The organism is Variovorax sp. GW821-FHT09B01 (assembly GCF_059418345.1).
The window spans coordinates 444,454-470,389 of sequence record NZ_JBWKPQ010000003.1 but is presented as its reverse complement, the minus strand read 5'-3'; the positions used below and the strand labels follow the sequence as shown (position 1 = coordinate 470,389).

The window sequence follows — 25,936 nt, the reverse complement described above, 5'->3', positions numbered from 1 at the left end:
TGAACCCGCATCAGGCGGCAGGCTGCTCGATCTCGAACACCTGGCGCAGGTAGGCCAGGTACTTCTCGTCCTCGCACATGTTCTTCGACGGGGTGTCCGAGAGCTTGGCCACCGGCTGGTCGTTGCAGCGGATCATCTTGATCACGATCTGCAGCGGCTCGTAGCCCAGGTCGTTGGTGAGGTTGGTGCCGATGCCGAAGGCCAGCTGGCAGCGGCCGCGGAACTGCTGGTAGAGCTCGATGGTGCGCGGCACCGTGAGGCCATCGCTGAAGATCAGTGTCTTGGTGCGCGGGTCGACGCGGTTCGCGAGGTAGTGCGCGATCATGCGCTCGCCCCACTGGAACGGATCGCCGCTGTCGTGGCGCGCACCGTCGAACAGCTTGCAGAAGTACAGGTCGAAGTCGCGCAGGAAGGCGCTCATGCCGTAGACATCGGACAGCGCGATGCCCAGGTCGCCGCGGTACTCGCGCGCCCAGCTCTCGAAGCCGAAGATCTGGCTGTCGCGCAGCCGCGGACCCAGCGCCTGGCAGGCCTGCAGGTATTCGTGCGCCATGGTGCCCAGCGGGATCAGCCCGAGCTTCATCGCGTAGAGCACGTTGCTGGTGCCCGCGAGCTGCGGCAGCCGGCCGCCGGGCTGCGAACTCGAGGGCGGCGAGGTCACCGCGCCGAGCCGCGCGTTGAGGGTGCGCAGCACCTCCTCGTGCCAGTCCTTCGAGAAGCGGCGCCGCGTGCCGTAGTCGGCGATCTTGAGGTCGCCGAGGCCGGCCTCCTGCAGCTGCGCGATCTTGATCTCGAGCCGGCGGCGGCCCTCGTCGAGGTCGGGGCGCTTCTGCGTGTTGCGGAAGTAGACCTCGTTGACGATCGCCAGCACCGGGATCTCGAACAGGATGGTGTGCAGCCACGGCCCCTGGATGCGGATCTCGAGCTCGCCCGAGGGCTGGGGAATGATGTTGATGTACTTCTCGTTGAGCCGGAACAGCCCGAGGAAGTCGATGAAGTCGCTCTTGATGAAGCGCATCGAGCGCAGGTAGGCCAGTTCGGCATCGCGGAACTGCAGCGAGCAGAGGCTGCGCACCTCCTCGCGGATCTGGCTGGCGAACTGCGCGAGGTCGACGCCGGGGTTGCGGCACTTGAAGCGGTACTCGACGCGTGCCCCCGGGAAGTGATGCAGCACGACCTGCATCATGGTGAACTTGTAGAGGTCGGTGTCGAGCAGGCTGTGGATGATCATGGTGCGGCGCGCGTTGTCTCTCTGTCGTCCCGGCCCGAAGTTTTTCGGGCGCCGCTCGATTATCACGGCCCCCGTCGGCCTGTGCCTACGGACCCTGCACTGCACGTCCTACCGCTGGGGTGAATGCACCTGTAGACAGTGTTTTTCACGGCGGCGAAATGGCCCGCCGAATCAACCTCTCAAGGAGATTCGCATGAACAAGGACACCATCGAAGGCAACTGGAAGCAGCTCAAGGGCAAGGTCAAGGAGCAATGGGGCAAGCTGACCGACGACGACTTCGACGTCATCGCCGGCAAGCGCGACCAGCTGCTGGGCCGCATCCAGGAACGCCACGGCATCAGCCGCGACGAGGCCGAGAAGCAGGTCAAGGACTGGGAATCGCGCGACGGCCGCACGCCCGACGCGCTCTGGTTCGAACGCTACTGAGGTCCTGACTTCCGCTTTTCCCTCATCCATCGACTAGGAGAACTCCAAAATGAAGAAACACCTGCTCATGCTCGCGCTCGCCTCCACCTGCTTCGTCGCCACCCAGGCCGGCGCCCAGATGAACAAGGACGAGCACAAGGTCGCCAAGGAAAAGATCGAGGCCGACTACAAGGTCGCCAAGACCCAGTGCGACACGCTGAAGGACAACGCCAAGGACGTCTGCCAGAAGGAAGCCAAGGGCAAGGAGAACGTCGCCAAGGCCGAGCTCGAACAGCAGTTCAAGCCCAGCGACAGCAACGCCCGCAAGGTCGCCGAGGAAAAGGTGAAGGCCACCTATGAAGTGGCCAAGGAAAAGTGCGACGACCAGACCGGCGATGCCAAGTCCGCCTGCGTGAAGCAGGCCAAGGCCGACGAGGACAAGGGCAAGGCCGACATCAAGGCGATGGCCAAGAAGTAAGCCGCTTCTTTTAACTCGCAACGACAACGGCGCCTTGAGGGGCGCCGTTTCTCTTGGGGGCTCAGGCCCGCAGCGAATCGACCACGCGCTGCAGCGCCTCGGGCAGCGGCACCGGCCGCTGGGTCGTTCGGTCGACGTAGACATGCACGAAATGCCCCTGGGCCGCCGCAGTGTCGGCACCCTGCGCGAACAGGCCGACCTCGTAGCGCACGCTGGAACGGCCGGCCTGCGCCACGCGGATGCCGGCCTCGACGGTCTGCGGGAAGGCCAGCGGCGCGAAGTAGTTGCACTGCGTCTCGACCACGAAGCCGATGGTCGAGCCCTGGTGGATGTCGAGGGCGCCGCGCTCGATCAGCAGCGCATTCACCGCCGTGTCGAACCAGCTGTAGTAGACGACGTTGTTGACGTGGCCGTACATGTCGTTGTCCATCCAGCGCGTGGGAATGCTGCGGAAGACGGGGTAGCTGGCGCGCGGTTGCGGCACGGGCTTGGGGCTGGGAGAGGCAGGCGTCGTCATCGCGCGAGATTCTGCCAGCGGCCCTCGCCGGCTCCAGGCGACTGCGCGACACCCGCGGCCGCCATCGCGTTTCAAGGCCGGCCGTCCCGGTTTAGAAAGCCGCTTCTAAATTGCTGCAAAGCAACAAAAACCCCTTGCCCGGAGATTTCAGCTGCCTATACTTGAGGCCATGCTGCACCGCAACAAAGACGACGAGGCGCAGCGCAACGTGAATAGACCAACCATCATCCCTTTCGGAGATTCCAAATGGCCCTGACCGCTGACCAGATCCTCGCCGCCCAAAAAGCCAACCTCGAAACCCTGTTCGGCCTGACCACCAAGGCTTTCGAAGGCGTCGAGAAGCTCGTCGAACTCAACGTGACCGCCTCCAAGGCCGCCCTGTCCGAAGCCGCCACCACCGCCCAGGCCGCCCTGAGCGTGAAGGACGCGCAGGAACTGCTGACGCTGCAAGCCAGCCTGTTCCAGCCCCTGGCCGAGAAGACCGCCGCCTACAGCCGTCACCTGTACGAAATCGCCCAAGGCACCGGCGCCGAATTCACCAAGGCCTTCGAATCGAAGGCCAGCGAAGCCCAGCAAGCCTTCGTCGGCCTGGTCGACAGCGCCTCGAAGAACGCTCCCGCCGGTTCGGAAACCGCCGTCGCCGTGCTGAAGAGCGCCGTCGCCGCCGCCAACAACGCTTTCGAATCGGTGCAAAAGGCCGTCAAGCAAGCGTCGGACGTCGCCGAAGCCAACTTCAACGCCGTGTCCACGCAAGCCGTCGCCGCTGCCAAGACCGCGACCGCTTCGTCGCGCAAGCGCTAAGCCGCCGACCACCACCAGTTGTCTCCTTGGGTCCTCACGGATCCAATTCAGGGCCTCGTCTTCGGACGGGGCCTTTTTTTATGCGCGCGCCGAAACCGCCTCACGCCGGGCCGTCTTCGATAATGCAAGGCTTTTCTTCCTCAGGAGACTCCTACATGCAGATCGACGGCAAGGTTTTCATCGTGACCGGTGGCGCTTCGGGCCTCGGCGAAGGCGCGGCACGCATGCTGGCCGGCAACGGCGCCAAGGTCGTCATTGCCGACATGCAGGCCGACAAGGGCGAAGCCGTCGCGCGCGACATCGGCGGCGTGTTCGTGAAGTGCGACGTGAGCCAGGAAGCCGACGGCCAGGCCGCGGTGGCGGCCGCGTTGCAGCTCGGCAAGCTGGTCGGCCTGATCAACTGCGCCGGCATCGCGCCGGCCGAGAAGACCGTGGGCAAGAACGGCCCGCACGCGCTGGCGGTGTTCAGCAAGACCGTCACGGTCAACCTGATCGGCAGCTTCAACATGATCCGGCTGGCCGCCGACGCCATGAGCAAGAACGAGCCCGAAGCCACGGGCGAGCGCGGCGTGCTGATCTCGACCGCCTCGGTCGCGGCCTACGACGGCCAGATCGGCCAGGCCGCCTACAGCGCCTCGAAGGGCGGTGTGGTCGGCATGACGCTGCCGATCGCGCGCGACCTGGCGCGCAACGGCATCCGCAACATGACGATCGCCCCCGGCATCTTCGGCACGCCGATGCTGTTCGGCATGCCGCAGGAGGTGCAGGACGCACTCGCCGCCAGCGTGCCCTTCCCCTCGCGCCTGGGCACCCCGGCCGACTACGCGAAGCTCGCCAAGCACATCATCGAGAACGACATGCTCAACGGCGAGGTGATTCGGCTGGACGGAGCGATTCGACTCCCGCCCCGCTGAGTGGCGCACGCGGCGGCTTGGCGCTGCCGGTGCGGTCCAGGCGCTCGTAGTTCGCGATCACCTGGGCGCCCAGCAGCACCAGCGTGGCCGCGATCTCCAGGCTCAGCAGCACCACGATCGCCGTGGTCAGCGAGCCGTAGACCACGTTCACCTGCGACAGCGTCGAGAAATACCAGATCAGGATCCGCCGCGTGGCCTCCCACAGCAGCGCGGCGGTGATGCCGCCCAGCAGCGCATGGCGCAGCGACATGCGCCCGGCCGGCATCACGAGGTAGAGCGAGGTCAGCATGAAGATCTCGCCGCCCAGCCCCAGCAGGTACAGCAGCAGCCCCGACACGCCCGACAGCGACCAGCTGCGCCCGAGCAGGTCGACGCTCTCCTGCCCCACGAGCTGCAGCGCGCCCGACACCAGCGTGACCAGCAGCAGCCCCACGCACAGGCACAGGATGTAGACGTAGGGCATGGCCACCGACACCAGGAAATGGCGTTTGTGGTCGGCCTTGCGATGGTGGAAGATCACCGCCATCGCGCTCTCGAGCACGCTGAAGGCCAGCGAGCTGAAGAACACCATCGTCACCAGCAGCACCGGCCCGAGCACGTCGCGGTGGTCCAGGAAGCTCGAGAGTTCGGCCACGATGGCCTTCGACTGCCCCGGCAGCAGCCATTCGAGGTAGCGGCCGATGGTGCGCAGCAGTTCGGCCTGGTCGATCACGTGCGACAGCGCGATCACGCTGACGATCAAGAGCGGCACGATCGACAGCAGCGCGTAATAGGCCACGGCGCCGGCCAGCAGCAGCCCCTGGTTGGCGCGGAACTCCTTCAGGGCGTCCCAGCCGAAGCGAAGCGGGTGGCGCAGCAGCGGGGCGGCGTGTTTCAGCGGATTGATCGTCGTCATGCGGGCGGGGTGGTCGGTCGCCGCCAGTATGCCGTCGGGTCGCGGGGGACCCGCGGCTTGCGTATGATTTGCCGCTCCCCGCCTACATGACCATCCCCGCTTCATTCATCCAGGAACTCATCGCGCGCGCCGACGTGGTGGAAATCGTCGGCCGCTACGTGCAGCTCAAGAAGGCCGGCGCCAATTTCATGGGGCTGTGCCCCTTCCACGGCGAGAAATCGCCCTCCTTCTCGGTCAGCCCGACCAAGCAGTTCTATCACTGCTTCGGCTGCGGCGCCCACGGCAACGCCATCGGTTTCCTCATGGAGCATGCCGGCATGGGCTTCGTGGAGGCCGTGCACGACCTCGCGGGCCAGTACGGCCTGCAGGTGCCGGAAGACGACGCCTCGCCGGCCGAACGCGCGCGCGCCGCCAGCCAGCGCCAGAAGCAGGCCACGCTGACCGACGTGCTCGAGAAGGCCGGCGACGCCTTCCGCAAGCACCTGCGCCAGGCGCCCGGCGCCATCGACTACCTGAAGGGCCGCGGCGTCTCGGGCGAGATCGCCAAGCAGTTCGGCATCGGCTACGCGCCGCCGGGCTGGCGCACGCTCGCGGGCGTGTTCCCCGACTACGAGGACCCGCTGCTGGCCGAGAGCGGCCTGGTGATCGTCAACACCGAGGACGGCCAGGTCGAGGCCAGCGAGGCCAAGCGCTACGACCGCTTCCGCGACCGGGTGATGTTCCCGATCCGCAACGTCAAGGGCGAATGCATCGGTTTCGGCGGCCGGGTGCTCGGCGACGAGAAACCCAAGTACCTGAATTCGCCCGAGACCCCGGTCTTCAGCAAGGGCCGCGAGCTCTACGGCCTCTACGAGGCTCGCGCCGCCTTCCGCGACCGCGGCTACGCGCTGGTCACCGAGGGCTACATGGACGTGGTGGCGCTGGCCCAGCTCGGCTTCCCGAACGCGGTGGCCACGCTGGGCACGGCCTGCACCACCGAGCACGTGCAGAAGCTGTTCCGCTTCACCGAGTCGGTGGTGTTCAGCTTCGACGGCGACGCCGCCGGCCGCCGCGCGGCGCGCAAGGCGCTCGACGGCGCCATGCCCTATGCCACCGACACGCGCAGCATCAAGTTCCTGTTCCTGCCGGCCGAGCACGATCCCGACAGCTTCATCCGCGAGTTCGGCGCCGAGGCCTTCGCGCGCTTCGTGCAGGAGGCCACGCCGCTGTCGCGCTTCATGATCGAGGCCGCGCGCGAGGGCTGCGACCTCGGCACCGCCGAGGGCCGCGCCCACATGAGCAGCAACGTGCGCCCGCTGTGGAGCGCGCTGCCCGACGGCGCGCTCAAGCGGCAGCTGCTGAGCGAGATCGCCACGCTGGTGCAGCTCGACGCGGCCGCGCTGTCGGACCTCTGGGCCACGGCGGCGGCGCCGCGCGGCGGCGGCGGGGCCTCGCGCCAGGCCGAGCGCAGCCAGGAGCGCCCGCCCGACGACGACGGCTACTTCCCCGAACCGCCGGTCTACGAAGAGCGCGAGCGCTACTACGAAAACGATAGCAAGAAACGGCCGTTCAACAAGCGCTTTGGCCGCAAGGAGCCGCCGCGCGAACCGATGCGCGGGCGCAGCCAGCCGCTGAGCCGGCCCGACATCGCGGTGCGCCTGCTGCTCGCCAACATGGCGCAATGGGAGCCGCTGTCGCACGAGGTCCACCTGATGCTGTGCGAGCTGCCCGGGCCGCACGGCGCGCTCTTCACCTGGCTCGACAGCCAGCTGCACGAGCACGGCGCCCAGCCGTGGGCGGCGCTGCGCGAAGGCATGCGCGGCCAGGAGTTCGAGGCGCTGGCCGACAAGCTGATGACGGCCTCGGAAGGCGGCGCCCCCGTCGATCCGGAAGCGAGCGAGAACGATCTGCTGGCCGAGGCCGCGCGCGAGCTGGGCAGCGTGCTCGATTTCATGCTCGACGACCGCCTCAAGTTCCAGCAGAGCGAGGCCATCGCGGCCGTCGGCAAGGACCCGAAGGCGCTCGAACGCTACAAGGCGCTCGAGGCGCGGCGGCTCGAATTGCGCGCCCGCATGCGGCCCAAGACGGTGTAATTGCTTGAAATTTGCGCAAGACGCTATAATGTAGGGCTTCGCAACTGGCGAAATCGGCAAGAGCGACAGCAGCACCTCCGGACCGGCCCCTCGCGCAACGCACTCCACGGCAACCCCGCTGGAAAGGGCCAATAACCGCAAGGACTGCACACCAAATGATCGCCCGACATCTTGCCTATTGAGGATTTATTCCTCTTTTGCCCAATTGTTCCTGTCCGGCTGTGCCGGGCTGGCGGCGCTGTCTTCGCGGACCGCGCCCGTGTGATTTCGTGTGATCCCGCTTGTCCATTCTTGTTGTAACGAGGTCGTATGCCCAGTTCAAAGAAGCCTGCTCCTTCACCCGCCAAAAGCGCCGCCGCCAAGCCTGCAGCCGAAAAACCGTTGAAAGCAGCCGCTTTGCCGGCAACTAAGACGGGTGCAGCCGCGTCAAAGGCGGCAGCCGCAACGAAAGTGAAAACCGTGCCCACGAAATCGACGACCACCACCGACGACACCAAGAAGACAGCCGCCAAGACGGCTGCGGCAGGCGCTGCCGCCCCCGCCGCCAAGAAGGTCGGCCGCCCGCCCAAGGCCGCCAGCGCCGCTGCCGCCGCGCCCGCCACCGGCGCCAAGCGCGGCCGCAAGCCCAAGGCCGACAAGGATGCGCCCGAGAGCGACGTCGACCTGTCGGACATCGAGGACGACCTGGCCGGTGACGAGCCGGTGGCGGCCGTGGCGACGACCGAAGAGAAGGTCAAGCCGCTGCGCATGAAGATCAGCAAGGCGAAGGAACGCGCCTTGATGAAGGAATTCGGCCTCGACGAGACCGTGCTGTCCGAGGAAGACCTCGCCAAGCGCCGCTCGCGCCTGAAGACCCTGATCACGCTGGGCAAGACCCGCGGCTACCTGACGCACGGCGAAATCTCCGACCACCTGCCCGACAAGCTGGTCGACGCCGAGACCATGGAAGTCGTGGTCACCATGCTCAACGACATGGGCGTGGCCGTCTACGAGCAGACCCCCGACGCCGAAACCCTGCTGCTGAACAACACCGCTCCCACCGCGACCACGGTGGAGGAAGCCGAGGAAGAAGCCGAAGCGGCTCTCTCCACGGTGGACAGCGAATTCGGCCGCACCACCGACCCGGTTCGCATGTACATGCGCGAAATGGGCACGGTCGAACTGCTGACCCGCGAAGGTGAAATCGAGATCGCCAAGCGCATCGAAGGCGGCCTGATGGCGATGATGGAGGCCATCTCGGCCTCCCCCGCCACCATCGCCGAGATCCTGCGCCTGGCCGCCGAGATCCGTGAAGGCAAGGTCGTCATCTCGACCATCGTCGACGGCTTCTCGAACCCGAACGAGGCCGACGACTACGTGGCCGAGGAAGACTTCGACGAATTCGACGAGGAAGACGACGACGACGGCAAGGGCGGCTCCAAGGCCCTGACCAAGAAGCTCGAGGAACTCAAGAACGAGGCCCTCTCGCGCTTCGACCGCATCGCCGAGATGTTCGAGAAGGTGCACAAGGTCTACGACAAGGAAGGCTACGGCACGCCCTCGTACACCAAGGCCCAGCAGTCCCTGTCGGACGAGCTGATGACCATCCGCTTCACCGCGCGCACCATCGAGCGCCTGTGCGACCTCGTGCGCACCCAGGTCGACGACGTGCGCAAGAAGGAACGCGAGCTGCGCCGCATCATCGTGGACAAGTGCGGCTTCCCGCAGGACGAGTTCATCCGCGACTTCAGCGGCTTCGACAAGAACGGCAACCGGATCGCCTCCAACCTGCTGAACCTCAAGTGGGTCGAGAAGCAGGCCGCCGCCGGCAAGCCCTGGAGCGCCGTGCTCGCGCGCAACATCCCGCCGGTGCAGGAACTGCAGCAGAAGCTGGCCGACATCCAGTCGCGCGTGGTGGTGCCGCTGACCGAGCTCAAGGACATCAACAAGCGCATGAACGAGGGTGAATCGTCCTCGCGCGATGCCAAGAAGGAAATGATCGAGGCCAACCTGCGCCTCGTGATCTCGATCGCCAAGAAGTACACCAACCGCGGCCTGCAGTTCCTCGACCTGATCCAGGAAGGCAACATCGGCCTGATGAAGGCGGTGGACAAGTTCGAATATCGCCGCGGCTACAAGTTCTCGACCTACGCCACGTGGTGGATCCGCCAGGCCATCACGCGCTCGATCGCCGACCAGGCGCGCACGATCCGCATCCCGGTGCACATGATCGAGACCATCAACAAGATGAACCGCATCTCGCGCCAGCACTTGCAGGAGTTCGGCTTCGAGCCCGACGCCGGCATCCTGGCCGCCAAGATGGAGATCCCGGAAGACAAGATCCGCAAGATCATGAAGATCGCGAAGGAGCCGATCTCGATGGAAACCCCCATCGGCGACGACGACGATTCGCACCTGGGCGACTTCATCGAGGACAGCAGCAACACGGCCCCGATCGAGGCCGCGATGCAGGCGGGTCTTCGCGACGTGGTCAAGGACATCCTCGACTCGCTGACGCCGCGCGAAGCCAAGGTGCTGCGCATGCGCTTCGGCATCGAGATGTCGACCGACCACACGCTGGAAGAAGTCGGCAAGCAGTTCGACGTGACGCGCGAGCGCATCCGCCAGATCGAGGCGAAGGCCCTGCGCAAGCTCAAGCATCCGTCGCGCTCGGACAAGCTGCGCAGCTTTATTGATACGCTCTGAGCCGGTCTCCCGGTATTTCCCCGACAAGGAGGCGCCCGCAAGGGCGCTTTCTTTTTTGGGCCCCTCTGCGACAGATGCAAAGATAAGAAGAATGGAGCAATCCTCATCATGAATCCCGATGCAGACAAACTCTGGCAAGCCCCGCGCTGGGCGCTGGCCGTGCTGCTCGCGGTGCTCGGCATGCTCGGGCCCTTCTCCATCGACACCTACATCCCCGCCTTCTCGGGCATCGCCCGTTCCATCGGCGCGACGCCGGCCGAGATGCAGCAGACGCTCTCGGCCTACCTGTTCGGCTTCGCGTTCATGAACCTGTTCCATGGCGCGCTGTCCGACAGCTTCGGGCGCCGGCCGGTGGTGCTGTGGGGCCTCGCGGTGTTCACGTTGGCCTCGCTGGGGTGCGCGCTGTCGCAGACGATCACGCAGCTGGTGCTGTTCCGCGGCCTGCAGGGCCTGTCGACCGGCGCGGGCATCGTGGTCTCGCGCGCGGTGATCCGCGACATGTTCCCGCCCGCCGAGGCCCAACGCGTGATGAGCCAGGTCACGATCTACTTCGGCGTGGCGCCCGCCATCGCGCCGATCGTCGGCGGCTTCCTGTTCGTGCACGCGGGCTGGCACGCGGTGTTCTGGTTCCTGGTGGCCGTGGGCGTGGTGCTGTTCGCCGCCAACTACAAGCTGCTGCCCGAGACGCTGCATCCCTCGCACCGCCAGTCCTTCCACGTGCGCCACCTGCTGCGCGGCTACTGGGACCTGTGCTCCGACCCGCGCTTCCTGCTGCTGGCCTTCGCCAGCGGCGTGCCCTTCAACGGCATGTTCCTCTACGTGCTGGCGGCGCCGGCCTTCCTCGGCGACCACCTCGCGCTGCAGCCGCAACAGTTCTTCTGGTTCTTTCTGCTGACCATCGGCGGCATCATGCTCGGCGCGCGCGCCAGCGGGCGCATGGCCGGCAAGGTGGCGCCCAAGCGCCAGATCCGCGACGGCTTCCTGATCATGCTGGTCACCTCGGTGGTCAACGTGATCGCTAACACCTTCTTCGAGGCCCACGTGGCCTGGGCGCTGTGGCCGCTCGCGGTGTTCGCCTTCGGCTGGGCGCTGATGGTGCCGGTGGTCACGCTGCTGGTGCTCGACCTGCATCCCGAACGCCGCGGCATGGCCTCCTCGCTGCAGGCGGTGATCGGCTCCACCGCCAACGGCATCGTGGCCGGCGCGGTGGCGCCGCTGGTGATGCATTCCACGCTGGCGCTCGCGCTGACCTCGACCCTGATGCTGGCCATCGGCCTGGTGGCCTGGGTCTGGCTGCACGGCCGCTGGCCCGACATCGGACGGCGCGTCGCCCACGAGGGCTGAAGCGGCGGCAGGCGAACGAACAAGAACAACACAGAGACACTCTTCGATCCGCATGTCCTCCGCCAACAAGCTCCTCGTCTATCTGCGCGCCTGGCTGCCGGGCCGCACCACCGTCGATGCGCGCGAGCGCCTGCGCGCCATGGGCGGCGCGGCCCTCGGACTGCTGATCACGGCGCTGATCTGCCGCTGGATCGCGCAGACCCTCGGCGGCAATGCCGTGTGGCTGATCGCGCCGCTGGGCGCCAGCGCGGTGCTGGTGTTCGCGGTGCCGGCCAGCCCGCTCGCGCAGCCCTGGTCGGTGGTGGGCGGCAACACGCTGTCGGCCATCGTGGGCATCGCCAGCGTCAACTGGATTCCCGACCCGGCCGTGGCCGCCGCGGTCGCGGTCGGCGGCGCCATCGGCCTGATGTTCGTCGCGCGCTGCCTGCATCCGCCGGGCGGCGCCGCGGCGCTGCTCGCGGTGCTCACCCACACCACGCACCTGTCGTCGGCCTTCTTCCCCTTCTTCGTCAACTCGCTGCTGCTGGTGCTCGCTGGCGCGGCCTACAACAGCTTCACCGGCCGGCGCTATCCGCACGTGCAGGTGGCGCAGCCGCCGCGCGCCGACGCGCGCTTCAGCCAGGCCGACATCGATGCCGTGCTGGCGCGCTACAACCAGGTGCTCGACATCAGCCGCGACGACCTCGAGTCGCTGATCCAGCAGACCGAGCTCGAGAGCTACAAGCGGCGGCTCGGCACGCTGCACTGCGACGACATCATGTCGCGCACGCCGATCACGGTGGAGTTCGGCACGCCGCTGCAGGAGGCCTGGGCCCTGATGCACGAGCGCCGCATCAAGGCGCTGCCGGTGGTCGACCGCACGCGCCGCGTGGTGGGCATCGTCACGCAGGCCGACTTCTTCCGCCAGCTCGACCTGGCGCACCACGAAGGCATCGCGGGCCGGCTGCGCGACTTCATCCGCGCCACCCGCACCGTGGTGTCGAACAAGCCCGAGGTGGTGGGCCAGATCATGACGCGCCAGGTGCGCGTGGCCAGCGCCGACCGCCCCGTGGTCGAGCTGGTGCCGCTGTTCTCCGAGGGCGGCCACCACCACATCCCGATCATCGACGCCGAGAAGCGCCTGGCCGGCATGATCACCCAGTCGGATTTCGTGCGCGCGCTCTACAGCGCGGTACGGCCCGAGCACTGATCCCCGCGCTGCGAAGGCCCGCGCGCTTACTGCGCGCTCACTCGAGCACCACGTTGGCCTTCTTCACCAGCGCCGCATAACGCGCCGCCTCGCTGCGGAAATAGGCCGCAGCCTGCTCGGGCGTGGTGGGCTTGATGAGGTTGCCCTGCTTGTCCATGGCCTCGCGCACCTCGGCGCTCGCGAAGGCCGCGGCCACGGCATCGTGCACGCGCTGCACCTCGGCCGCCTGCATCTTCGCGGGCCCGATCACCGCGAACCAGCCCTCGACCACGTAGTTCGGCAGCCCCTGCTCGGCGATGGTCGGCATCTCGGGCGCGGCCGGCGAGCGCGCCGGGCCGCACAGGCCGATGGCGCGCAGCGCGCCGCTCTTCAGGTGCGGCTGCACGGCCGGCAGCGCGACCACGCCCATCTCGACCTGGCCCGCGATCATGTCGGTGACCATCGGGCCCGTGCCCTTGTAGGGGATGTGCCGCGCCTTCACGCCGGCCTCGTCCATGAACATCTCGCCGGCCAGGTGGATGATGGTGCCGTTGCCCGAGGAAGCGTAGTTGTAGCCCTCGGGCTTCGCGCGCAGCAGCGCCACCAGCTCCTTCACGTTCTTCGCCGGCAGCTTCGGGTTCACCGCCAGCACCAGCGGCGTGGCGCCCACCACGCTGATCGGCGTGACGTCGGCGATCGGGTCGAAGGGCATCTTCCTGAACACCGCCGGGTTGATGACGTGGTTGTTCGACACCATGCCCAGGGTGAAGCCGTCGGGCGCGGCCTTGACCACGGTCGAGGTGCCCGTGATGCCGCCCGCGCCCGGCTGGTTCTCGACCACCACCGGCTGGCCGAAGGCCTTGCCGAGCGCGACCGTGGCGGCGCGCACGATGGCGTCCACCCCCGAGCCCGCGCTGATCGGCAGGATGAAGCGCACGGGCCGGTCGCCCTGCGCCCAGGCGGGCCAGGCGGCGAGCGCGGCCGCGCCGGCACCCAGGCCCAGCAGCGCGCGGCGGTTGATGAAGGAAGGCAGTGGGTTGCGCATCGTCTTGTCTCTCGTTGTAGTGGGGGAAGAAAAAACCGGTCTAGGCCACGGCCGCGTCGTCGAGCAGCGCCTGCATCTGCGCCTCGCCATAGCCGAGCTCGGCCAGCAGCTCGCGCGTGTGCTGGCCCAGCGTCGGCGGATCGAGGCGCACGCCCAGGCGTTCGCCGCCCAGCGTGATCGGGAACAGCGTGGTCTGCGCGGTCTGGCCCGCGCGCTCGCCGTCGGGCAGGCGGATGTCGGCCAGGCCGCCGGTGGCCAGCAGATGCGGATCGGCGTAGAGGTCCTCGGGCCGCACGATCGGTGCGAACGGCAGGCCGCGCGCCTCGAAGAGCGCCGACAGCTCGGCGGCCGGGCGCGAAGCCAGCCGCGCGCGCAGGTCCGCCAGCAGGGTCGGGCGCAGCCGCACGCGGTCGTTGTTGGTGCGCAGCGCCGGGTCGGCCTTGAGGTCGTCGAAGCCCAGGGCATCGCAGAAGCTCTGCCACTGCGCGTCGCTGACCGCGGCCAGGAAGATCTGCTCGCCGTCCTTCACGGTGAACACGTCGTACAGCGCCCAGGCCGAGATGCGCTCGGGCATCGGCGCCGCGGCCTGGCCCGTTATCGCGTACTGCAGCATGTGCTGGCCGACCAGGAACACGTTGTTCTCGAACAGCGCCGAATGCACCTCCTGGCCCTCGCCGGTCTGGCCGCGCTGCATCAGCGCGGCCATCGCGCCGATGGCGCCGAACATGCCGCCCATGATGTCGTTGACGCTGGTGCCCGCGCGCAGCGGGTCGCCGGGCCGGCCGGTCATGTAGGCCAGCCCGCCCATCATCTGCACCACCTCGTCGAGCGCGGTGCGGTGCTCGTAGGGGCCGGGCAGGAAGCCCGTGTGGTTGACGTACACCAGCCGCGGGTTGAGCCGGCGCAGCGCGGCGTAGTCGAGGCCGTATTTCCCCATGGTGCCGGGCTTGAAGTTCTGCGCCACCACGTCGGCGCCGGCGCACAGGCGCAGCGCGGCCTCGAGCCCCTGCGGATGGCGCAGGTCGAGTGCGATGCTCTTCTTGTTGCGGTTGAACATCGGGAAGAAGCCCGCGCCCGCGCCCAGCAGCTGGCGCGTGCGGTCGCCCTCGATCGGCTCGACCTTGATGACCTCGGCGCCGAGGTCGGCCAGCACCATGCCGCAGGTCGGGCCCATCACCATGTGGGTGAACTCGACCACGCGGATGCCGGCCAGCGGCAGGCGCTTCTCTTCGAGGGCGCTCATGCCGCCACCTCTTCCTGCGCGAAGGTCTTCGGGAAGCCAGCGCGCCACAGCGTGCCCTGCAGCGTCTCGCCGTCCAGCCATTGCGCCACGCGCTCGCGCAGCGCGAGCAGCTGCCGCAGGTCGACGCCCGTGGCCACGCCCATGCTCTGCAGCATGAACAGCAGGTCCTCGGTGTCGACGTTGCCGCTGGCGCCCGGCGCATGCGGGCAGCCGCCGATGCCGGCCAGGCAGGCATCGAAGCGCGCGATGCCGACCTCGAGCGCCGCATAGACGTTGGCCAGCCCCAGCCCGCGCGTGTCGTGGAAATGGCCGCACCACAGCCGCTCGCCCGCGATGGCCCGCGCGCGCTCGAACAGGCGGCGCACCATCGCCGGATCGGCATAGCCGACGGTGTCGGCCAGGCTCACGCGGTCGGCGCCCGCATCGAGCAGCGCCTGCATCAGCCGCAGCACCTCCTCGGGCGCCACCGGGCCCTGCAGCGTGCAGCCGAAGGCGGTGCCCACGCCGCCCTCGATCAGCGTCCTCGAACCCGCGGCATCGCGCGCGGCGCGGATGCGGCCGACCTCGGCCACCACCTCGTCGGGCGTCTTGCGCAGGTTGGCGAGGCTGTGCGCATGGCTGGCCGACAACGGCACCACCAGCAGGTCGGCCTCGCCCTCGATGGCGCGCTCGGCGCCCTTCAGGTTGGGCACCAGCACCGAGGCGAACAGGCCCGGCAGCGTCTTCGCGAAGGCCAGCAGCTCGGCCGTGTCGGCCAGCTGCGGCAGCAGCCGCGCGGGCACGAAGGAGCCGACCTCGATCTCGCGCTGACCGGCCGCGTGGGCGGCGCGGATCCATTCGCGCTTGTGCGCGGTGGGCAGGGTGCGGGCGATGCTCTGCAGGCCGTCGCGCAGGCCCACTTCGCGCACGGTGGCGCGCGGCGGCAGGAAGGCGTGGGGGCGCGCCGGGGCGGAAAGTTCGGTCAAGGCGGTGTCTCCGTGGGATGGGTGTCTGGAATCGGCGTCATTCTTAGACTTTCCGATTCGATGCAGAAGCTATATTTCGGAAGCCAATCCGTTCCGAATCGGAACACCACAAAAGCCACGGAGCCGACGCCATGCGCGACCTCGATCTCACCACCCTGCGCCTGTTCGTCTCGGTCTGCGAGACCCGCAGCATCGCGCGCGCCGGCGCCCAGGCCAGCATCGTCGGCTCGGCGATCAGCAAGCGGCTGGCGCAGCTCGAGGACACGCTGGGCACGCCGCTGTTCGTGCGGCGCCGCCGCGGCGTGGTGCCCACGGCGGCCGGCGAAACCCTGCTCGAGCATGCGCGCGCCATGCTCGGCAGCGTCAACCGCATCGAGCGCGACATGGCGGCCTATGCCGGCGGCATGCGCGGCCACGTGCGCATGCTGGCCTCGGCCTCGGTGATGGCCGAGTCGCTGGCCGAGGACGTGGCCGACTTCCTGCAGGACCCGGCGCACCGCAACATCCGCGTCGACATGGAAGAGCGCGTGAGCCCCGAGATCGTGCGCGGCATCCGCGAGGGCGTGGCCTCGATCGGCCTGTGCTGGGACGCGGCCGACCTCGAGGGCCTGCAGCGGCGCGACTACCGCAGCGACCACCTCGCGGTGGTGGCGCATCCCTCGCACCCGGTGGCGCGGATGCGCGAGGTGCGCTTCGAGCAGTTGCTCGACCACGAGTTCGTCGGCATGCCCGCGCTCAGCGCGGTGCAGCTGCTGCTCGCGCGCGAGGCCACGGCCGCGGGCAAGCCGCTGGTGCACCGCGTGCTGGTGTCGAACTTCGACGCCGCGCTGCGCGTGGTGCGCGCCGGCCTCGCGATCAGCGTGGTGCCGGCCGAGGTGGCGCAGCCCTTCACCGCGGCCTACGGCCTGTGCCTGATGCCGCTGGCCGACCCGTGGGCGAAGCGCCGTTTCGCGATCTGCTTTCGCGACGAGGCCTCGCTCTCGCCCGCGGCGCAGCTGCTGGTGGCGCACCTCGAGAAGCTGGCGCGGCGCGACTGAGCCGGCTCATTCGTCCGGATTTCGAAACGATCCTTTGCGCGAGAGCCGGTTTTTGTTTCGTTCGGCGCAATCCACACTGCGGACTTCACCTGTCACACCCTCCTCCGCAGAAAGAATCGCCATGTTCCGCCGCAGCTTCCTCGCCGCCACCGCGCTCGCCGCCCTCTCAACCTTCCCCACCTTCGGCATCGCCGCATCCGCCGCACCCCTGAGGCTCGAGGTCTACAACCCGGGCGCGGCCTCGCTGTTTCCCGTCTCCTCGAGCATCGTCTCGGGCGAGAAGGAGGCCGTGCTGATCGACGCCCAGTTCCAGCGCAACGACGCCCAGGCGCTGGTGAAGAAGATCCAGGCCGGCGGCCGCAGACTCGCCACCGTCTACATCAGCCACAGCGACCCCGACTACTACTTCGGCCTCGACGTGATCCGTGCCGCCTTCCCCGACGCGAAGATCGTCGCCACGCCGCAGACCGTGGCCGCGATCCAGGCCTCGAAGGACGGCAAGCTGGCCCACTGGGGCCCGATCCTCAAGGACAACGCGCCGCAGTCGCTGGTCGTGCCCGAGCCGCTCGCGGGCGACACGATCGAGCTCGAGGGCCGCAAGATCCAGGTCGTCGGCCCCACGCCCGCGCGCACCGTCGCGTGGATTCCCTCGCTCAAGACCGTGGTCGGCGGCGTGCCCGTGTCGGCCAACATCCACCTGTGGGTGGCCGACACGCAGACGCCCGAGTCGCGCCGCGACTGGCGCCGCACGCTCGACCGCATCGCGGCGCTCAAGCCGAAGACCGTGGTGCCCGGCCACTACCTGCCGAACGCCGACGGCTCGGCGCCCTCCACGCTCGCTTCGGTGAACTTCACGCGCGCCTACCTGCAAGCCTTCGAGACCGAGGCCGCCAAGGCCAAGGACTCGGCCGCGCTGATCGCCGCGATGAAGAAGCGCTACCCCAAGCTGGAAGACGCCTCCTCGCTCGAACTGAGCGCGAAGGTCATCAAGGGAGAAATGAAATGGCCGCAATGAACCCGGGCAGCCACGACGGCGCCACCCTGCACTGCATCTTCGACCCGCTGTGCGGCTGGTGCTATGCCGCCGCGCCGCTGGTCGAGGCCGCGCGCGAGGTGCCGGGCCTGCGGGTCGAACTGCATGGCGGCGGCATGATGACCGGCGCCAACCGCCGCGCCATCACGCCGCAGTGGCGCGACTACGTGCTGCCGCACGACCGCCGCATCGCCGAGCTCACGGGCCAGCCCTTCGGCGAGGCCTACTTCGAGGGACTGCTGCGCGACGGCACGGCCGTGATGGACTCGGAGCCGCCGACCACCGCGATCCTCGCGGCCGAGTCGCTGCGCGCGGGCGGCGCGCTCGACATGGCGCATCGCGTGCAGCGCGCGCACTACGCCGAGGGCCGACGCATCGCCGATGCCGAGGTGCTGCAGGCGCTGGCCGTGGAACTCGGTTTCGATGGCGAGGACTTCGCCGCGGCCTTCGAGCGGCTCTCGGGCGAGGCGACCGCGCGGCACATCGAGGCCAGCCGTGCGTTGCTGCGCCGCGTGGGCGGCCAGGGCTTTCCGACCTTCGTGCTCGCGCGGCCCGATGGCGGTGCGAGCCGCGTCGACATCGGGCCGTGGCTGGGCCGGCCGGACGCGTGGAAGGCGCAGCTCGCGAGCTTCGCCGCGCCGTCCGCGCCGTCCGCGCCGGGACATCCGACCCTGGGCAGTTGCGGCCCCGACGGCTGCGCGATCTGAAAACCGCCCGCCGGCCTGGACAGCCGGCAGCCGTGTTTCGTCGCGGAAGCGCTGAATTCGGAGGCTTCACGGACAAATGAGAACTATTCTCGACAATAATCCGCCGGCGATCCGCGCGCCATCCCCCTTCCCATGTCCGCCCAACTCTCCCCCAGCCCGCTGCTGAAAGCCTTCCAGGACAGCTACCAGGAGCTGGTGCGGTTCATCGCGCGCCGCACCGGCAGCACGCACGATGCGCGCGAGCTGGCGCACGACACCTGGGTCCGGCTGGCCGAGCGCGCCGAGACGCGCGAGACCGAGCCCGCGCCGCACGAAGGCGCCGCGCGCGCCTACGTCTACGCCGTGGCCGAGAACATCGCCATCGACCACCTGCGCCGCCGCCAGCGCAGCGCGGAGCGCTTCAGCCCGGTGGCCGTCGACATCGAGGCGGAACCGCCGTCCCACGGCCCCAGCGCGCGCGACGTGGCCGACGGCGTCGCCCACCGGCAGGCGCTCGACGCGGTGGATGCCGCGCTGCGCGCGCTGCCACCGCGCAGCCGCGACATCTTCCTGGCCGACCGGCTCGAGGGCGCCTGCCATGCCGAACTGGCGCTGCGCCATGGCGTATCGGTCAAGACCGTCGAGCGCGAAGTGATGCGGGCGCTCGACAGCGTCGAGGCCGCGCTGCACCGCTGGCGCGGCGAGGCGGCGCCCGCGCGCACCGGCCGGCGCCGCGCGCTGTCGGCGCTGCTCGGCGTCTGCGGCCTGGGTGTCGGCAGCGCCACGCTCTGGCAGGCATGGCGTCAGTGGGTGCCGGGCTACAGCGCCCTGCTGTCGACCCCGATCGCCCGCATCCGGACCCAGGCGCTGCCCGACGGCAGCAAGCTCACGCTCGATGCCGCGAGCCGCGCCGAGGTCGTCTACTACGCCACGCGCCGCACGGTGCAACTGCTGGCCGGCAGTGCCTTCTTCGAGGTGGCGCGCGACGAGACGCGGCCCTTCGTGGTCCACGCACTGGGCCACGAGATCACGGTGCTCGGCACGCGCTTCGAGGTCGCGCTGCAGGACGGCGGCGTGCGCGTGGCGGTCGAATCGGGCCAGGTGCGGGTGCGCAGCGCCGGCGGCGAGGAACGCATCCTGGGCGCGGGCGACCGCGCCTTCATCGATCCGGTGCGGCAGCTCTCCACCTCGCATCCGGCCGGCGCGGCCGCGGTCGCGCCGTGGCGCGAAGGCTGGCTCGACTTCGACCGCCAGCCGCTGGCCGAGGTGGTGGAGCGTCTCGCGCGCTACAGCCCGCGCCCGCTGCGCGTGGCGCCCGAGGCCGCCCGGCTCCCGGTGTTCGGCCGCGTGCGCATCGCCGAGGCCGGCGCCTGGCTGCGGCTGCTGCCGCGCAGCCTGCCGGTGCGCGTGCGCGAAGACGACGGGGCCGACCGCGCCCTGGTCATCGAACGCCGGCCCTCCTGAAGGCCGGCTTCGCTCGCCGCGTTTTTTTGGCGCCGCGCGTGAGGGATCGCCGCCGCTCGCTCGTATCAGTCCATGGAGCCCGGAACATCCGCCACGCGGAAGCCCGGGGAATTCATGAACCCGACCCGAAGCCAGAGAACCGCATGCCTTCCCGCCACCGTCCCGCCCCCACCCTTCGACGCCATCTGGTCGCCGCCGCCGCGCTGTCCCTGGTCGCCCAGGCCGGCACGGGCGCCTGGGCCCAGAACAGCCCGGCTGCCGTCGACGCCCAAGCCATGGCGGGCGCCGCCGTCGTGGCGTTCTCGATCCCCGCGCAGCCGCTGGACCAGGCGCTGAACCAGTTCGCGCGCCAGGCCGGCCTGCAGTTGCTGGCGGCCCCGGCGCTGCTGCAGGGCCTGCGCGGACAGCCGGTCCAGGGCAGCCTGGCGGTCCACGCCGCGGCCGCCCAATTGCTCCAGGGCAGCGGGCTGGCCGGCCGCGTGACGGGCAGCACGCTGGTGATCGAGAAGGCGCGCGATGCCACCGGCGCCGCGCTGCCGACCGTGACCGTGAACGCCGCCGCCGAGCGCGAGACCGGCCTCGGCCCGGTGCCGGGCTATGTCGCGCGGCGCAGCCAGACCGCGACCAAGACCGACACGCCGATCATCGAGGTGCCGCAGTCGCTGTCCGTCATCGGGCGCGAGGAACTCGAGGCCCGCGGCGTGCAGACCATCATGGAAGCCGTGCGCTACGCGCCGGGCGTGGTGGCCGGCAACTGGGGCTACGACGCCCGCGGCATCGACTGGCTGCTGCTGCGCGGCTTCGATGCCACGGCCGGCAACGCCATGTACCGCGACGGCATGCTGCTGCCCGCCTACTCGCTGACCGAGCCCTACGGTCTCGAGCGCGTCGAGGTGCTGCGCGGCCCCTCGTCGGTGATGTTCGGCCTGGGCGACGCCGGCGGCATCATCAACCGCGTCAGCAAGATGCCCGGCACCACGACCACGCGCGAGATCGAGGTCCAGTACGGCAGCTTCCAGCGCAAGCAGCTCGCGGTCGATCTCGGCGGCGCCCTGAGCGACACGCTGAGCTACCGGCTGGTGGGCGTCGAGCTCGACAGCGACAGCCAGCAGCGCTATCCCAACGGCGCGCCCGCCGAGGTCAAGCGCAGCTACCTCGCGCCTTCGCTGCGCTGGCAGCCCTCGGCCGCCACCTCGTTCACGCTGCTCGGGGAGTTCCTGAAGAGTGACGCCAGCGACGACACCTTCAACGTGACCGACGCGAACGGCCGCGACACCGGCCTGATCCAGGGCGAGCCGAACTACAGCCGCATCAAGCAGCAGCAATCCTCGCTCGGCTACCTGTTCGAACACCATCTCGACGACAACTGGACGGTGCGCCAGAACATGCGCTACTTCGGCTTCGACACCGACAAGCACCACGTGGTGGTGAACCTCGCGCCCGATGGCTACACGCTGCGGCGCACGGCCCGCTTCGCCCCCGAGTGGGTCAACCAGTGGACCGCCGACACGCAGTTGCAGGGCCGCGTGCGCACCGGCGATGTCGAGCACACGCTGCTGTTCGGCGTCGACTGGTCGCGCGTGCGGTACACGGCCAAGCAGTTCTCGGGGCCGGCCCCCAGCCTCGACCTGCGCTTCCCGGTCAACGGCCTGCCGATCGCCGAGCCGGTGCAGCCCGACAGCAACTTCACTCAGACCACCGAGCAACTCGGCGTCTACGCGCAGGACCAGGTCAAGTTCGGCCCGCACTGGCTGCTCACGCTCGGCGGCCGGCAGGACCACGTGAAGTCCTCCACCTTCGACCGCCTGAAGAGCGGCCGCACGACCCAGACCGACGACCGGTTCAGCGGCCGCGCCGCGCTGAGCTACCTGGTCGGCAACGGCTGGGCGCCCTACCTCAGCTATTCGGAATCCTTCATGCCGACCAGCGGCGTCGACCTGAACGGCGAGCCCTTCCGTCCGAGCCGCGGCAAGCAGGTGGAGGCCGGCCTCAAGTTCCAGCCCGAGGACGCGCGCTCGCTGTTCACCGCGGCCCTGTTCGACGTGCGCAAGTCCAACGTCGTGACCTACGACCAGAACACCTTCGAGGCCCGCCAGATCGGCCGCATCCGCTCGCGCGGCCTCGAGCTCGAGGCCAAGGCCGAGCTGGCGCGCGACCTGAACCTCACGGCCTCCTACACCTGGCTCGACACCAAGGTGCGCGAGAGCGCCAACGCCACCGAGCGCGGCAAGACGCCGATCCAGGTGCCGCGCAACACGGCCTCGCTCTGGCTCGACTACACGATGGGCAACGGCTTCGGTTTCGGTGGCGGCCTGCGCTACATCGGCAAGCGCTGGAACGACGTGAGCAACACCTCCTCGGAAGGCGGCGTGGCGCTGATCGATGCCACCGTGCACTACAAGCGCGGCCCCTGGCGCTTCGCGCTGAGCGCCACGAACCTCGCCAACCGGCAGTACGCCGCCTCGCGGGCCTACGGCAAGTACTACCCCGGCAGCGATCGCGCGGTGGTCGCGAGCGCGAAGTACCAGTTCTGAACGCCCGAACGCGCGCGGGCGCGCGACTCAGCGCGCCACGCCCAGCAACCGATCGAGCACCTGCGGCTGCGCGCGCAGCGCGGCCGCGCTGTCGGCATGCACGATGGTCCCGTGGTCGAGCACCACGGCCTCGTCGGAGATCGCGAGGATCGCCTGCGGATGCTGCTCGACCACGATCGCGGCCAGGCCCTCGCCGCGCGTGATGCGGCGGATGGCGCGCAGCAGCTCCTCCACGATGATCGGCGCCAGGCCCTCGAGCGGCTCGTCGAGCAGCAGCAGCTTCGGGTTCAGCACCAGCGCGCGGCCCACGGCCAGCATCTGCTGCTCGCCGCCCGACAGCTGGGTGCCGAGGTTGGTCTTGCGCTCGGCCAGGCGCGGGAACATCTCGTAGACCCGGCGCGGATTCCACGGCCCGGGCCGCTCCACGGCCGTGAGGTTCTCGTGCACGGTGAGCGACTTGAAGATGTTGCGCTCCTGCGGCACCCAGCCGATGCCGGCCGCCGCGCGCTGGTGCGGCGCGAGCCGGTGCAGCGCCTGGCCGCCGAGCGCGATGCTGCCGCCGTGCTGGCGCGTGGCGCCCGCGAGGGTGTTGATCAGCGTGGTCTTGCCGGTGCCGTTGCGGCCCAGCAGCGCGAGCGTGCGGCCCTCGCCGAGCGCGAAGGACACGTCGTGCAGCACCACGGCCTCGCCGTAGCCGGCGCTGAGGTTCTCGATGCGCAGCAGCTCAGACATGGGCGGCCTCCGCGGACTGGCCATGGCCGAGGTAGACCTCCTTGACCCGCGGGTCGTTGGCGATGGCCTCGGGATCGCCCTCGGTCAGCAGGGTGCCGTTGACCAGCACCGTCATGCGGTCGGCGAAGCTGAACACCAGGTCCATGTCGTGCTCGATCAGCAGCACCGACACGTCGGCCGACAGCGCGGCCACGGTCTGCAGCAGCTCCTCGCGCTCGCCCGCGGGCACGCCGGCCACGGGTTCGTCGAGCAGCAGCACGCGCGGCTCGCAGGCCAGCGCGATCGCGATCTCGAGCAGCCGGCGCTTGCCGTAGGCCAGGTGCTTCGTCTGCTGGTGCGCCACGTCGGCCAGGTGGAACTGCTCGAGCAGCTGCCCCGCGCGCTCAGCCACCGCCCTGGTCGCGCCGAGCGGTCGCCACCATTGCGCGCCGATGCCCTGGTGCTGCGACACGACCAGCGCCAGCGTCTCCAGCGGCGTCATCGAGTCGAACAGCTGGTTGATCTGGAAGGTGCGCACCAGCCCGCGCGCCACGCGCTTGTGCGGCGCGAGGCGCGTGATGTCCTCGCCGAGCAAGGTGATGCGGCCCTCGGAGGGCGTGAGCACGCCCGTGAGCTGGTTGATCAGGGTGGTCTTGCCGGCGCCGTTCGGGCCGATCAGCGCATGGCGCGCGCCGCGCTTGAGCTCCATCGAGACGTTGTTGGTGGCGGTGATGCCGCCGAAGCGCATCACCAGGCCGTGGGTCGAGAGCACGGTGTCGGTCATGCGGCACCGCCCTTCCTGCCGGCACCGAACCAGGTCCAGGGCTTGAGCAGCCGGTCGCGCCCCACGAGCACCAGCAGCACCAGGATCAGGCCGATCCAGAACATCCAGTACTGCGGCGTCACCGACGACAGCCAGGTCTGCAGCAGCTTGAAGACGATGGCGCCCGCGACGCCGCCGTAGAGCCAGCCCACGCCGCCGATCACCAGCATCAGCAGCACGTCGGCCGAGCGGTCGAAGGCCAGCACGTCGAGCGAGGCGAAGCCGGTGGTCTGCGCGAGCAGCGCGCCCGCGGCGCCGGCCACGCCGGCCGCCACGGTGTAGATCACCGCGAGCCGCGACACCACCGGGATGCCGATTGCCATGGCGCGCAGCCGGTTGTCGCGGATCGCCTTGAGCGTGGCGCCGAAGGGCGAATGCACGAGCCGGCGCATGACGAGGAACAGCACCAGCATCACGGCGAGCGAATACCAGGCGGCCGTGCGGCCGTAGAGATCGAACTCGAACAGGCCGAGCACCGGCCCCATCACCACGCCCTGCAGGCCGTCGGCGCCGCCGGTCAGCCAGTCGAGCTTGTTGGCGAGCTCGAGCAGCAAGAGCGCGGTGCCGAGCGTGACCATCAGCCGCGTGAGGTCGCTGCCGCGCAGGATGGTGACGCTGGCCACCAGCCCGAGCAGCGCCGACAGCACGATGGCGAACAGCAGGCCCACAGTCGGGTCGGGCATCACCAGCTTGGCGAACAGCGCCGCGGCATAGGCGCCGAAGCCGAAGAAGGCCGCATGGCCCAGCGAGACGATGCCGGTGTAGCCGAGGATCAGGTCGAGCGACATCGCGAACAGCGCGACGATGGCGATTTCGTTGACCAGCAGCGAGTGCGAGGGCGTGATCAGCGGCAGCGCGAAGGCCACGGCCCACACGACGAACTCGACCGGATGCCAGCGCGCCTTGCGCAGCAGCGGCGACTGGAAGTCGGAGGAGGAAGAAGGCGCGCCCATCAGCGGCCTCCCTTGCGCGTGAACAGGCCCTGCGGGCGCCACATCAGGATCAGGATCATCAGCAGGTAGACGGTGAAGGCGCCCATCTTCGGAATGAAGTACTTGCCGGCCACGTCGGCGATGCCCAGCAGCAGCGCGGCCGCGAGCGGACCGGTGATCGACGAGGTGCCGCCGACCGAGACCACGATCAGGAAATAGATCATGTACTTGAGCGGGAAGGTCGGATCGAGGCCGAGGATCTCGGCGCCGAGCGCGCCGCCCAGCCCCGCGAGCCCCGAGCCGACCGCGAAGGTCAGCAGGAACACCACGTTGACGTTGATGCCCAGGCCCGCGGCCACGCGCGGGTCGTCGACCGCGGCGCGCAGCCGGCTGCCGAAGCGGGTCTTCGAGAGGATCAGCTGCAGCACCACGGTGAGCACCGCGCAGACCGCGATGATGAACAGTCGGTAGTGGCCCATGCCCAGCATCAGCGCGCCGTCGCCGAGCTCGGTGCGCCCGCGCAGCCACTCGGGCAGCTGCACGTTCTGCTGCGAGGAGCCGACGAAGTAGTCGATGGCCGCCACCGCCATGAAGGCCAGCCCGATCGAGAACAGCACCTGGTCGAGGTGCGGCTTGCCGTACATGGGCCGGTAGAGCGTGCGTTCGAGCAGCGCGCCGGCCAGCGCCACGACCACGAAGGCCAGCGGCAGGCACAGCATGAACGGCACGCCGAACTTCTGCATCGCGAACACGGTGAGATAACCGCCCGCCATCGCGAAGGCGCCATGCGCGAGGTTGATGAAGTTCATCAGCCCCAGCGTCACGGCCAGCCCCACGGCGAGCACGAACAGCAGCATGCCGTAGGCGATGCCGTCGAAAAGAATGGTCAACATATCAACAAGTCAACGGCGCACCGAGGCCAACTTACTCCAGCTACGTGCCGCGGAACCGG

The 25,936-nt window shown here is 69.1% G+C and carries 22 protein-coding genes and 1 pseudogene; 13 read left to right on the top strand and 10 right to left on the bottom strand.

Annotation, left to right across the window (positions count from 1 at the left end):
• Positions 1-10 precede the first annotated feature (10 nt).
• Entirely contained in the window at positions 11-1,231 is a 1,221-nt protein-coding gene (gene pncB / locus AC07RV_RS13580) for a nicotinate phosphoribosyltransferase (RefSeq protein ID WP_093343057.1), read from the bottom strand.
• Between the two features lie 193 nt (positions 1,232-1,424).
• On the opposite strand from pncB, the gene AC07RV_RS13575 reads away from it, so the two are divergent.
• Positions 1,425-1,658 carry a CsbD family protein gene (locus AC07RV_RS13575; protein ID WP_057590415.1) on the top strand — a complete coding sequence of 78 codons (234 nt, stop codon included), beginning with the start codon at positions 1,425-1,427 and terminating at the stop codon, positions 1,656-1,658.
• Between the two features lie 49 nt (positions 1,659-1,707).
• Entirely contained in the window at positions 1,708-2,115 is a 408-nt protein-coding gene (locus AC07RV_RS13570; RefSeq protein ID WP_057590416.1) for a hypothetical protein, read from the top strand.
• Between the two features lie 61 nt (positions 2,116-2,176).
• Here AC07RV_RS13570 and AC07RV_RS13565 read toward each other — a convergent pair whose 3' ends face one another.
• The gene (locus AC07RV_RS13565; RefSeq protein ID WP_093343058.1) at positions 2,177-2,632 is read right to left on the bottom strand and encodes an acyl-CoA thioesterase; all 456 of its coding nucleotides are present in this window, start codon (positions 2,630-2,632) and stop codon (positions 2,177-2,179) included.
• Between the two features lie 246 nt (positions 2,633-2,878).
• Between AC07RV_RS13565 and AC07RV_RS13560 the strand changes: the two genes are divergently transcribed.
• Together AC07RV_RS13560 and AC07RV_RS13555 are read left to right on the top strand one after the other, a co-directional pair.
• On the top strand, positions 2,879-3,433 hold the full coding sequence (locus AC07RV_RS13560) for a phasin family protein (RefSeq protein ID WP_057590418.1): 555 nt from the start codon (positions 2,879-2,881) through the stop codon (positions 3,431-3,433).
• Between the two features lie 155 nt (positions 3,434-3,588).
• The gene (locus tag AC07RV_RS13555) at positions 3,589-4,347 is read left to right on the top strand and encodes a 3-hydroxyacyl-CoA dehydrogenase (RefSeq protein ID WP_057590419.1); all 759 of its coding nucleotides are present in this window, start codon (positions 3,589-3,591) and stop codon (positions 4,345-4,347) included.
• Here the strand turns inward: AC07RV_RS13555 and AC07RV_RS13550 are convergent.
• Positions 4,295-5,242, bottom strand: coding sequence for a YihY/virulence factor BrkB family protein (locus AC07RV_RS13550; RefSeq protein ID WP_093343060.1), 948 nt, complete (start codon positions 5,240-5,242; stop codon positions 4,295-4,297). The two genes, AC07RV_RS13555 and AC07RV_RS13550, sit on opposite strands and share 53 nt — an antisense overlap.
• Positions 5,243-5,328: 86 nt before the next feature.
• On the opposite strand from AC07RV_RS13550, the gene dnaG reads away from it, so the two are divergent.
• The 4 genes from dnaG to AC07RV_RS13530 all read left to right on the top strand — a co-directional run bounded on the left by dnaG (position 5,329) and on the right by AC07RV_RS13530 (position 12,532).
• A complete protein-coding gene (gene dnaG / locus AC07RV_RS13545) occupies positions 5,329-7,314 on the top strand; it encodes a DNA primase (RefSeq protein ID WP_093343061.1) in 1,986 nt (661 codons plus the stop codon).
• Positions 7,315-7,623: 309 nt separating this feature from the next.
• The gene (gene rpoD / locus AC07RV_RS13540) at positions 7,624-9,999 is read left to right on the top strand and encodes an RNA polymerase sigma factor RpoD (RefSeq protein ID WP_296778161.1); all 2,376 of its coding nucleotides are present in this window, start codon (positions 7,624-7,626) and stop codon (positions 9,997-9,999) included.
• 108 nt (positions 10,000-10,107) lie between these two features.
• Entirely contained in the window at positions 10,108-11,343 is a 1,236-nt protein-coding gene (locus AC07RV_RS13535) for a multidrug effflux MFS transporter (protein ID WP_296778164.1), read from the top strand.
• A 52-nt stretch (positions 11,344-11,395) separates the two neighbouring features.
• Complete coding sequence (locus AC07RV_RS13530) at positions 11,396-12,532, top strand: HPP family protein (protein WP_296778167.1); 1,137 nt, start codon at positions 11,396-11,398, stop codon at positions 12,530-12,532.
• A gap of 37 nt (positions 12,533-12,569) precedes the next feature.
• On the opposite strand, the gene AC07RV_RS13525 is transcribed toward AC07RV_RS13530, so the two are convergent.
• From AC07RV_RS13525 to AC07RV_RS13515, 3 genes are read right to left on the bottom strand one after another with little or no spacing between them, the layout of a single operon-like run.
• Positions 12,570-13,556, bottom strand: a complete 987-nt coding sequence (locus tag AC07RV_RS13525; RefSeq protein WP_093343067.1) for a tripartite tricarboxylate transporter substrate binding protein — start codon at positions 13,554-13,556, stop codon at positions 12,570-12,572.
• Between the two features lie 40 nt (positions 13,557-13,596).
• The gene (locus AC07RV_RS13520) at positions 13,597-14,799 is read right to left on the bottom strand and encodes a CaiB/BaiF CoA transferase family protein (RefSeq protein WP_296778171.1); all 1,203 of its coding nucleotides are present in this window, start codon (positions 14,797-14,799) and stop codon (positions 13,597-13,599) included.
• Positions 14,796-15,764 carry a hydroxymethylglutaryl-CoA lyase gene (locus AC07RV_RS13515; RefSeq protein WP_296778174.1) on the bottom strand — a complete coding sequence of 323 codons (969 nt, stop codon included), beginning with the start codon at positions 15,762-15,764 and terminating at the stop codon, positions 14,796-14,798. The genes AC07RV_RS13520 and AC07RV_RS13515 overlap by 4 nt, the downstream gene beginning before the upstream one ends.
• Before the next feature lie 131 nt (positions 15,765-15,895).
• On the opposite strand from AC07RV_RS13515, the gene AC07RV_RS13510 reads away from it, so the two are divergent.
• The 5 genes and pseudogenes from AC07RV_RS13510 (at position 15,896) to AC07RV_RS13490 (ending at position 22,518) form a co-directional block, all read left to right on the top strand.
• Entirely contained in the window at positions 15,896-16,801 is a 906-nt protein-coding gene (locus AC07RV_RS13510) for a LysR family transcriptional regulator (protein ID WP_057590428.1), read from the top strand.
• Positions 16,802-16,922: 121 nt separating this feature from the next.
• Positions 16,923-17,810: pseudogene (locus tag AC07RV_RS13505) on the top strand (MBL fold metallo-hydrolase); the annotation flags it as partial.
• Positions 17,804-18,541 (top strand): DsbA family protein, encoded by a 738-nt coding sequence (locus AC07RV_RS13500; protein WP_296778180.1) that lies wholly within the window; start codon positions 17,804-17,806, stop codon positions 18,539-18,541. The pseudogene AC07RV_RS13505 and the gene AC07RV_RS13500, both read left to right, overlap by 7 nt.
• A 132-nt stretch (positions 18,542-18,673) precedes the next feature.
• The gene (locus tag AC07RV_RS13495) at positions 18,674-19,984 is read left to right on the top strand and encodes a sigma-70 family RNA polymerase sigma factor (protein ID WP_296778183.1); all 1,311 of its coding nucleotides are present in this window, start codon (positions 18,674-18,676) and stop codon (positions 19,982-19,984) included.
• Positions 19,985-20,127: 143 nt separating this feature from the next.
• Positions 20,128-22,518, top strand: coding sequence for a TonB-dependent siderophore receptor (locus AC07RV_RS13490; RefSeq protein ID WP_296778185.1), 2,391 nt, complete (start codon positions 20,128-20,130; stop codon positions 22,516-22,518).
• A gap of 27 nt (positions 22,519-22,545) precedes the next feature.
• Here AC07RV_RS13490 and AC07RV_RS13485 read toward each other — a convergent pair whose 3' ends face one another.
• Genes AC07RV_RS13485 through AC07RV_RS13470 form a run of 4 tightly spaced genes read right to left on the bottom strand, consistent with a single transcriptional unit; the run spans position 22,546 to position 25,877 of the window.
• Positions 22,546-23,250 (bottom strand): ABC transporter ATP-binding protein, encoded by a 705-nt coding sequence (locus AC07RV_RS13485; protein WP_296778188.1) that lies wholly within the window; start codon positions 23,248-23,250, stop codon positions 22,546-22,548.
• Positions 23,243-24,013, bottom strand: coding sequence for an ABC transporter ATP-binding protein (locus AC07RV_RS13480; RefSeq protein WP_296778192.1), 771 nt, complete (start codon positions 24,011-24,013; stop codon positions 23,243-23,245). The genes AC07RV_RS13485 and AC07RV_RS13480 overlap by 8 nt, the downstream gene beginning before the upstream one ends.
• Entirely contained in the window at positions 24,010-25,005 is a 996-nt protein-coding gene (locus AC07RV_RS13475) for a branched-chain amino acid ABC transporter permease (RefSeq protein WP_296778194.1), read from the bottom strand. The genes AC07RV_RS13480 and AC07RV_RS13475 overlap by 4 nt, the downstream gene beginning before the upstream one ends.
• Positions 25,005-25,877 carry a branched-chain amino acid ABC transporter permease gene (locus tag AC07RV_RS13470; protein ID WP_057595671.1) on the bottom strand — a complete coding sequence of 291 codons (873 nt, stop codon included), beginning with the start codon at positions 25,875-25,877 and terminating at the stop codon, positions 25,005-25,007. The genes AC07RV_RS13475 and AC07RV_RS13470 overlap by 1 nt, the downstream gene beginning before the upstream one ends.
• Between the last annotated feature and the right edge of the window lie 59 nt (positions 25,878-25,936).

Excerpts from the sequence above, each read along its gene's own strand:
- pncB (WP_093343057.1), bottom strand. The coding sequence starts at position 1,231 with ATGATCATCCACAGCCTGCTCGACACCGACCTCTACAAGTTCACCATG.
- AC07RV_RS13575 (WP_057590415.1), top strand. The coding sequence starts at position 1,425 with ATGAACAAGGACACCATCGAAGGCAACTGGAAGCAGCTCAAGGGCAAG.
- AC07RV_RS13570 (WP_057590416.1), top strand. The coding sequence starts at position 1,708 with ATGAAGAAACACCTGCTCATGCTCGCGCTCGCCTCCACCTGCTTCGTC.
- AC07RV_RS13565 (WP_093343058.1), bottom strand. The coding sequence starts at position 2,632 with ATGACGACGCCTGCCTCTCCCAGCCCCAAGCCCGTGCCGCAACCGCGC.
- AC07RV_RS13560 (WP_057590418.1), top strand. The coding sequence starts at position 2,879 with ATGGCCCTGACCGCTGACCAGATCCTCGCCGCCCAAAAAGCCAACCTC.
- AC07RV_RS13555 (WP_057590419.1), top strand. The coding sequence starts at position 3,589 with ATGCAGATCGACGGCAAGGTTTTCATCGTGACCGGTGGCGCTTCGGGC.
- AC07RV_RS13550 (WP_093343060.1), bottom strand. The coding sequence starts at position 5,242 with ATGACGACGATCAATCCGCTGAAACACGCCGCCCCGCTGCTGCGCCAC.
- dnaG (WP_093343061.1), top strand. The coding sequence starts at position 5,329 with ATGACCATCCCCGCTTCATTCATCCAGGAACTCATCGCGCGCGCCGAC.
- rpoD (WP_296778161.1), top strand. The coding sequence starts at position 7,624 with ATGCCCAGTTCAAAGAAGCCTGCTCCTTCACCCGCCAAAAGCGCCGCC.
- AC07RV_RS13535 (WP_296778164.1), top strand. The coding sequence starts at position 10,108 with ATGAATCCCGATGCAGACAAACTCTGGCAAGCCCCGCGCTGGGCGCTG.
- AC07RV_RS13530 (WP_296778167.1), top strand. The coding sequence starts at position 11,396 with ATGTCCTCCGCCAACAAGCTCCTCGTCTATCTGCGCGCCTGGCTGCCG.
- AC07RV_RS13525 (WP_093343067.1), bottom strand. The coding sequence starts at position 13,556 with ATGCGCAACCCACTGCCTTCCTTCATCAACCGCCGCGCGCTGCTGGGC.
- AC07RV_RS13520 (WP_296778171.1), bottom strand. The coding sequence starts at position 14,799 with ATGAGCGCCCTCGAAGAGAAGCGCCTGCCGCTGGCCGGCATCCGCGTG.
- AC07RV_RS13510 (WP_057590428.1), top strand. The coding sequence starts at position 15,896 with ATGCGCGACCTCGATCTCACCACCCTGCGCCTGTTCGTCTCGGTCTGC.
- AC07RV_RS13500 (WP_296778180.1), top strand. The coding sequence starts at position 17,804 with ATGGCCGCAATGAACCCGGGCAGCCACGACGGCGCCACCCTGCACTGC.
- AC07RV_RS13495 (WP_296778183.1), top strand. The coding sequence starts at position 18,674 with ATGTCCGCCCAACTCTCCCCCAGCCCGCTGCTGAAAGCCTTCCAGGAC.
- AC07RV_RS13490 (WP_296778185.1), top strand. The coding sequence starts at position 20,128 with ATGCCTTCCCGCCACCGTCCCGCCCCCACCCTTCGACGCCATCTGGTC.
- AC07RV_RS13485 (WP_296778188.1), bottom strand. The coding sequence starts at position 23,250 with ATGTCTGAGCTGCTGCGCATCGAGAACCTCAGCGCCGGCTACGGCGAG.
- AC07RV_RS13480 (WP_296778192.1), bottom strand. The coding sequence starts at position 24,013 with ATGACCGACACCGTGCTCTCGACCCACGGCCTGGTGATGCGCTTCGGC.
- AC07RV_RS13475 (WP_296778194.1), bottom strand. The coding sequence starts at position 25,005 with ATGGGCGCGCCTTCTTCCTCCTCCGACTTCCAGTCGCCGCTGCTGCGC.
- AC07RV_RS13470 (WP_057595671.1), bottom strand. The coding sequence starts at position 25,877 with ATGTTGACCATTCTTTTCGACGGCATCGCCTACGGCATGCTGCTGTTC.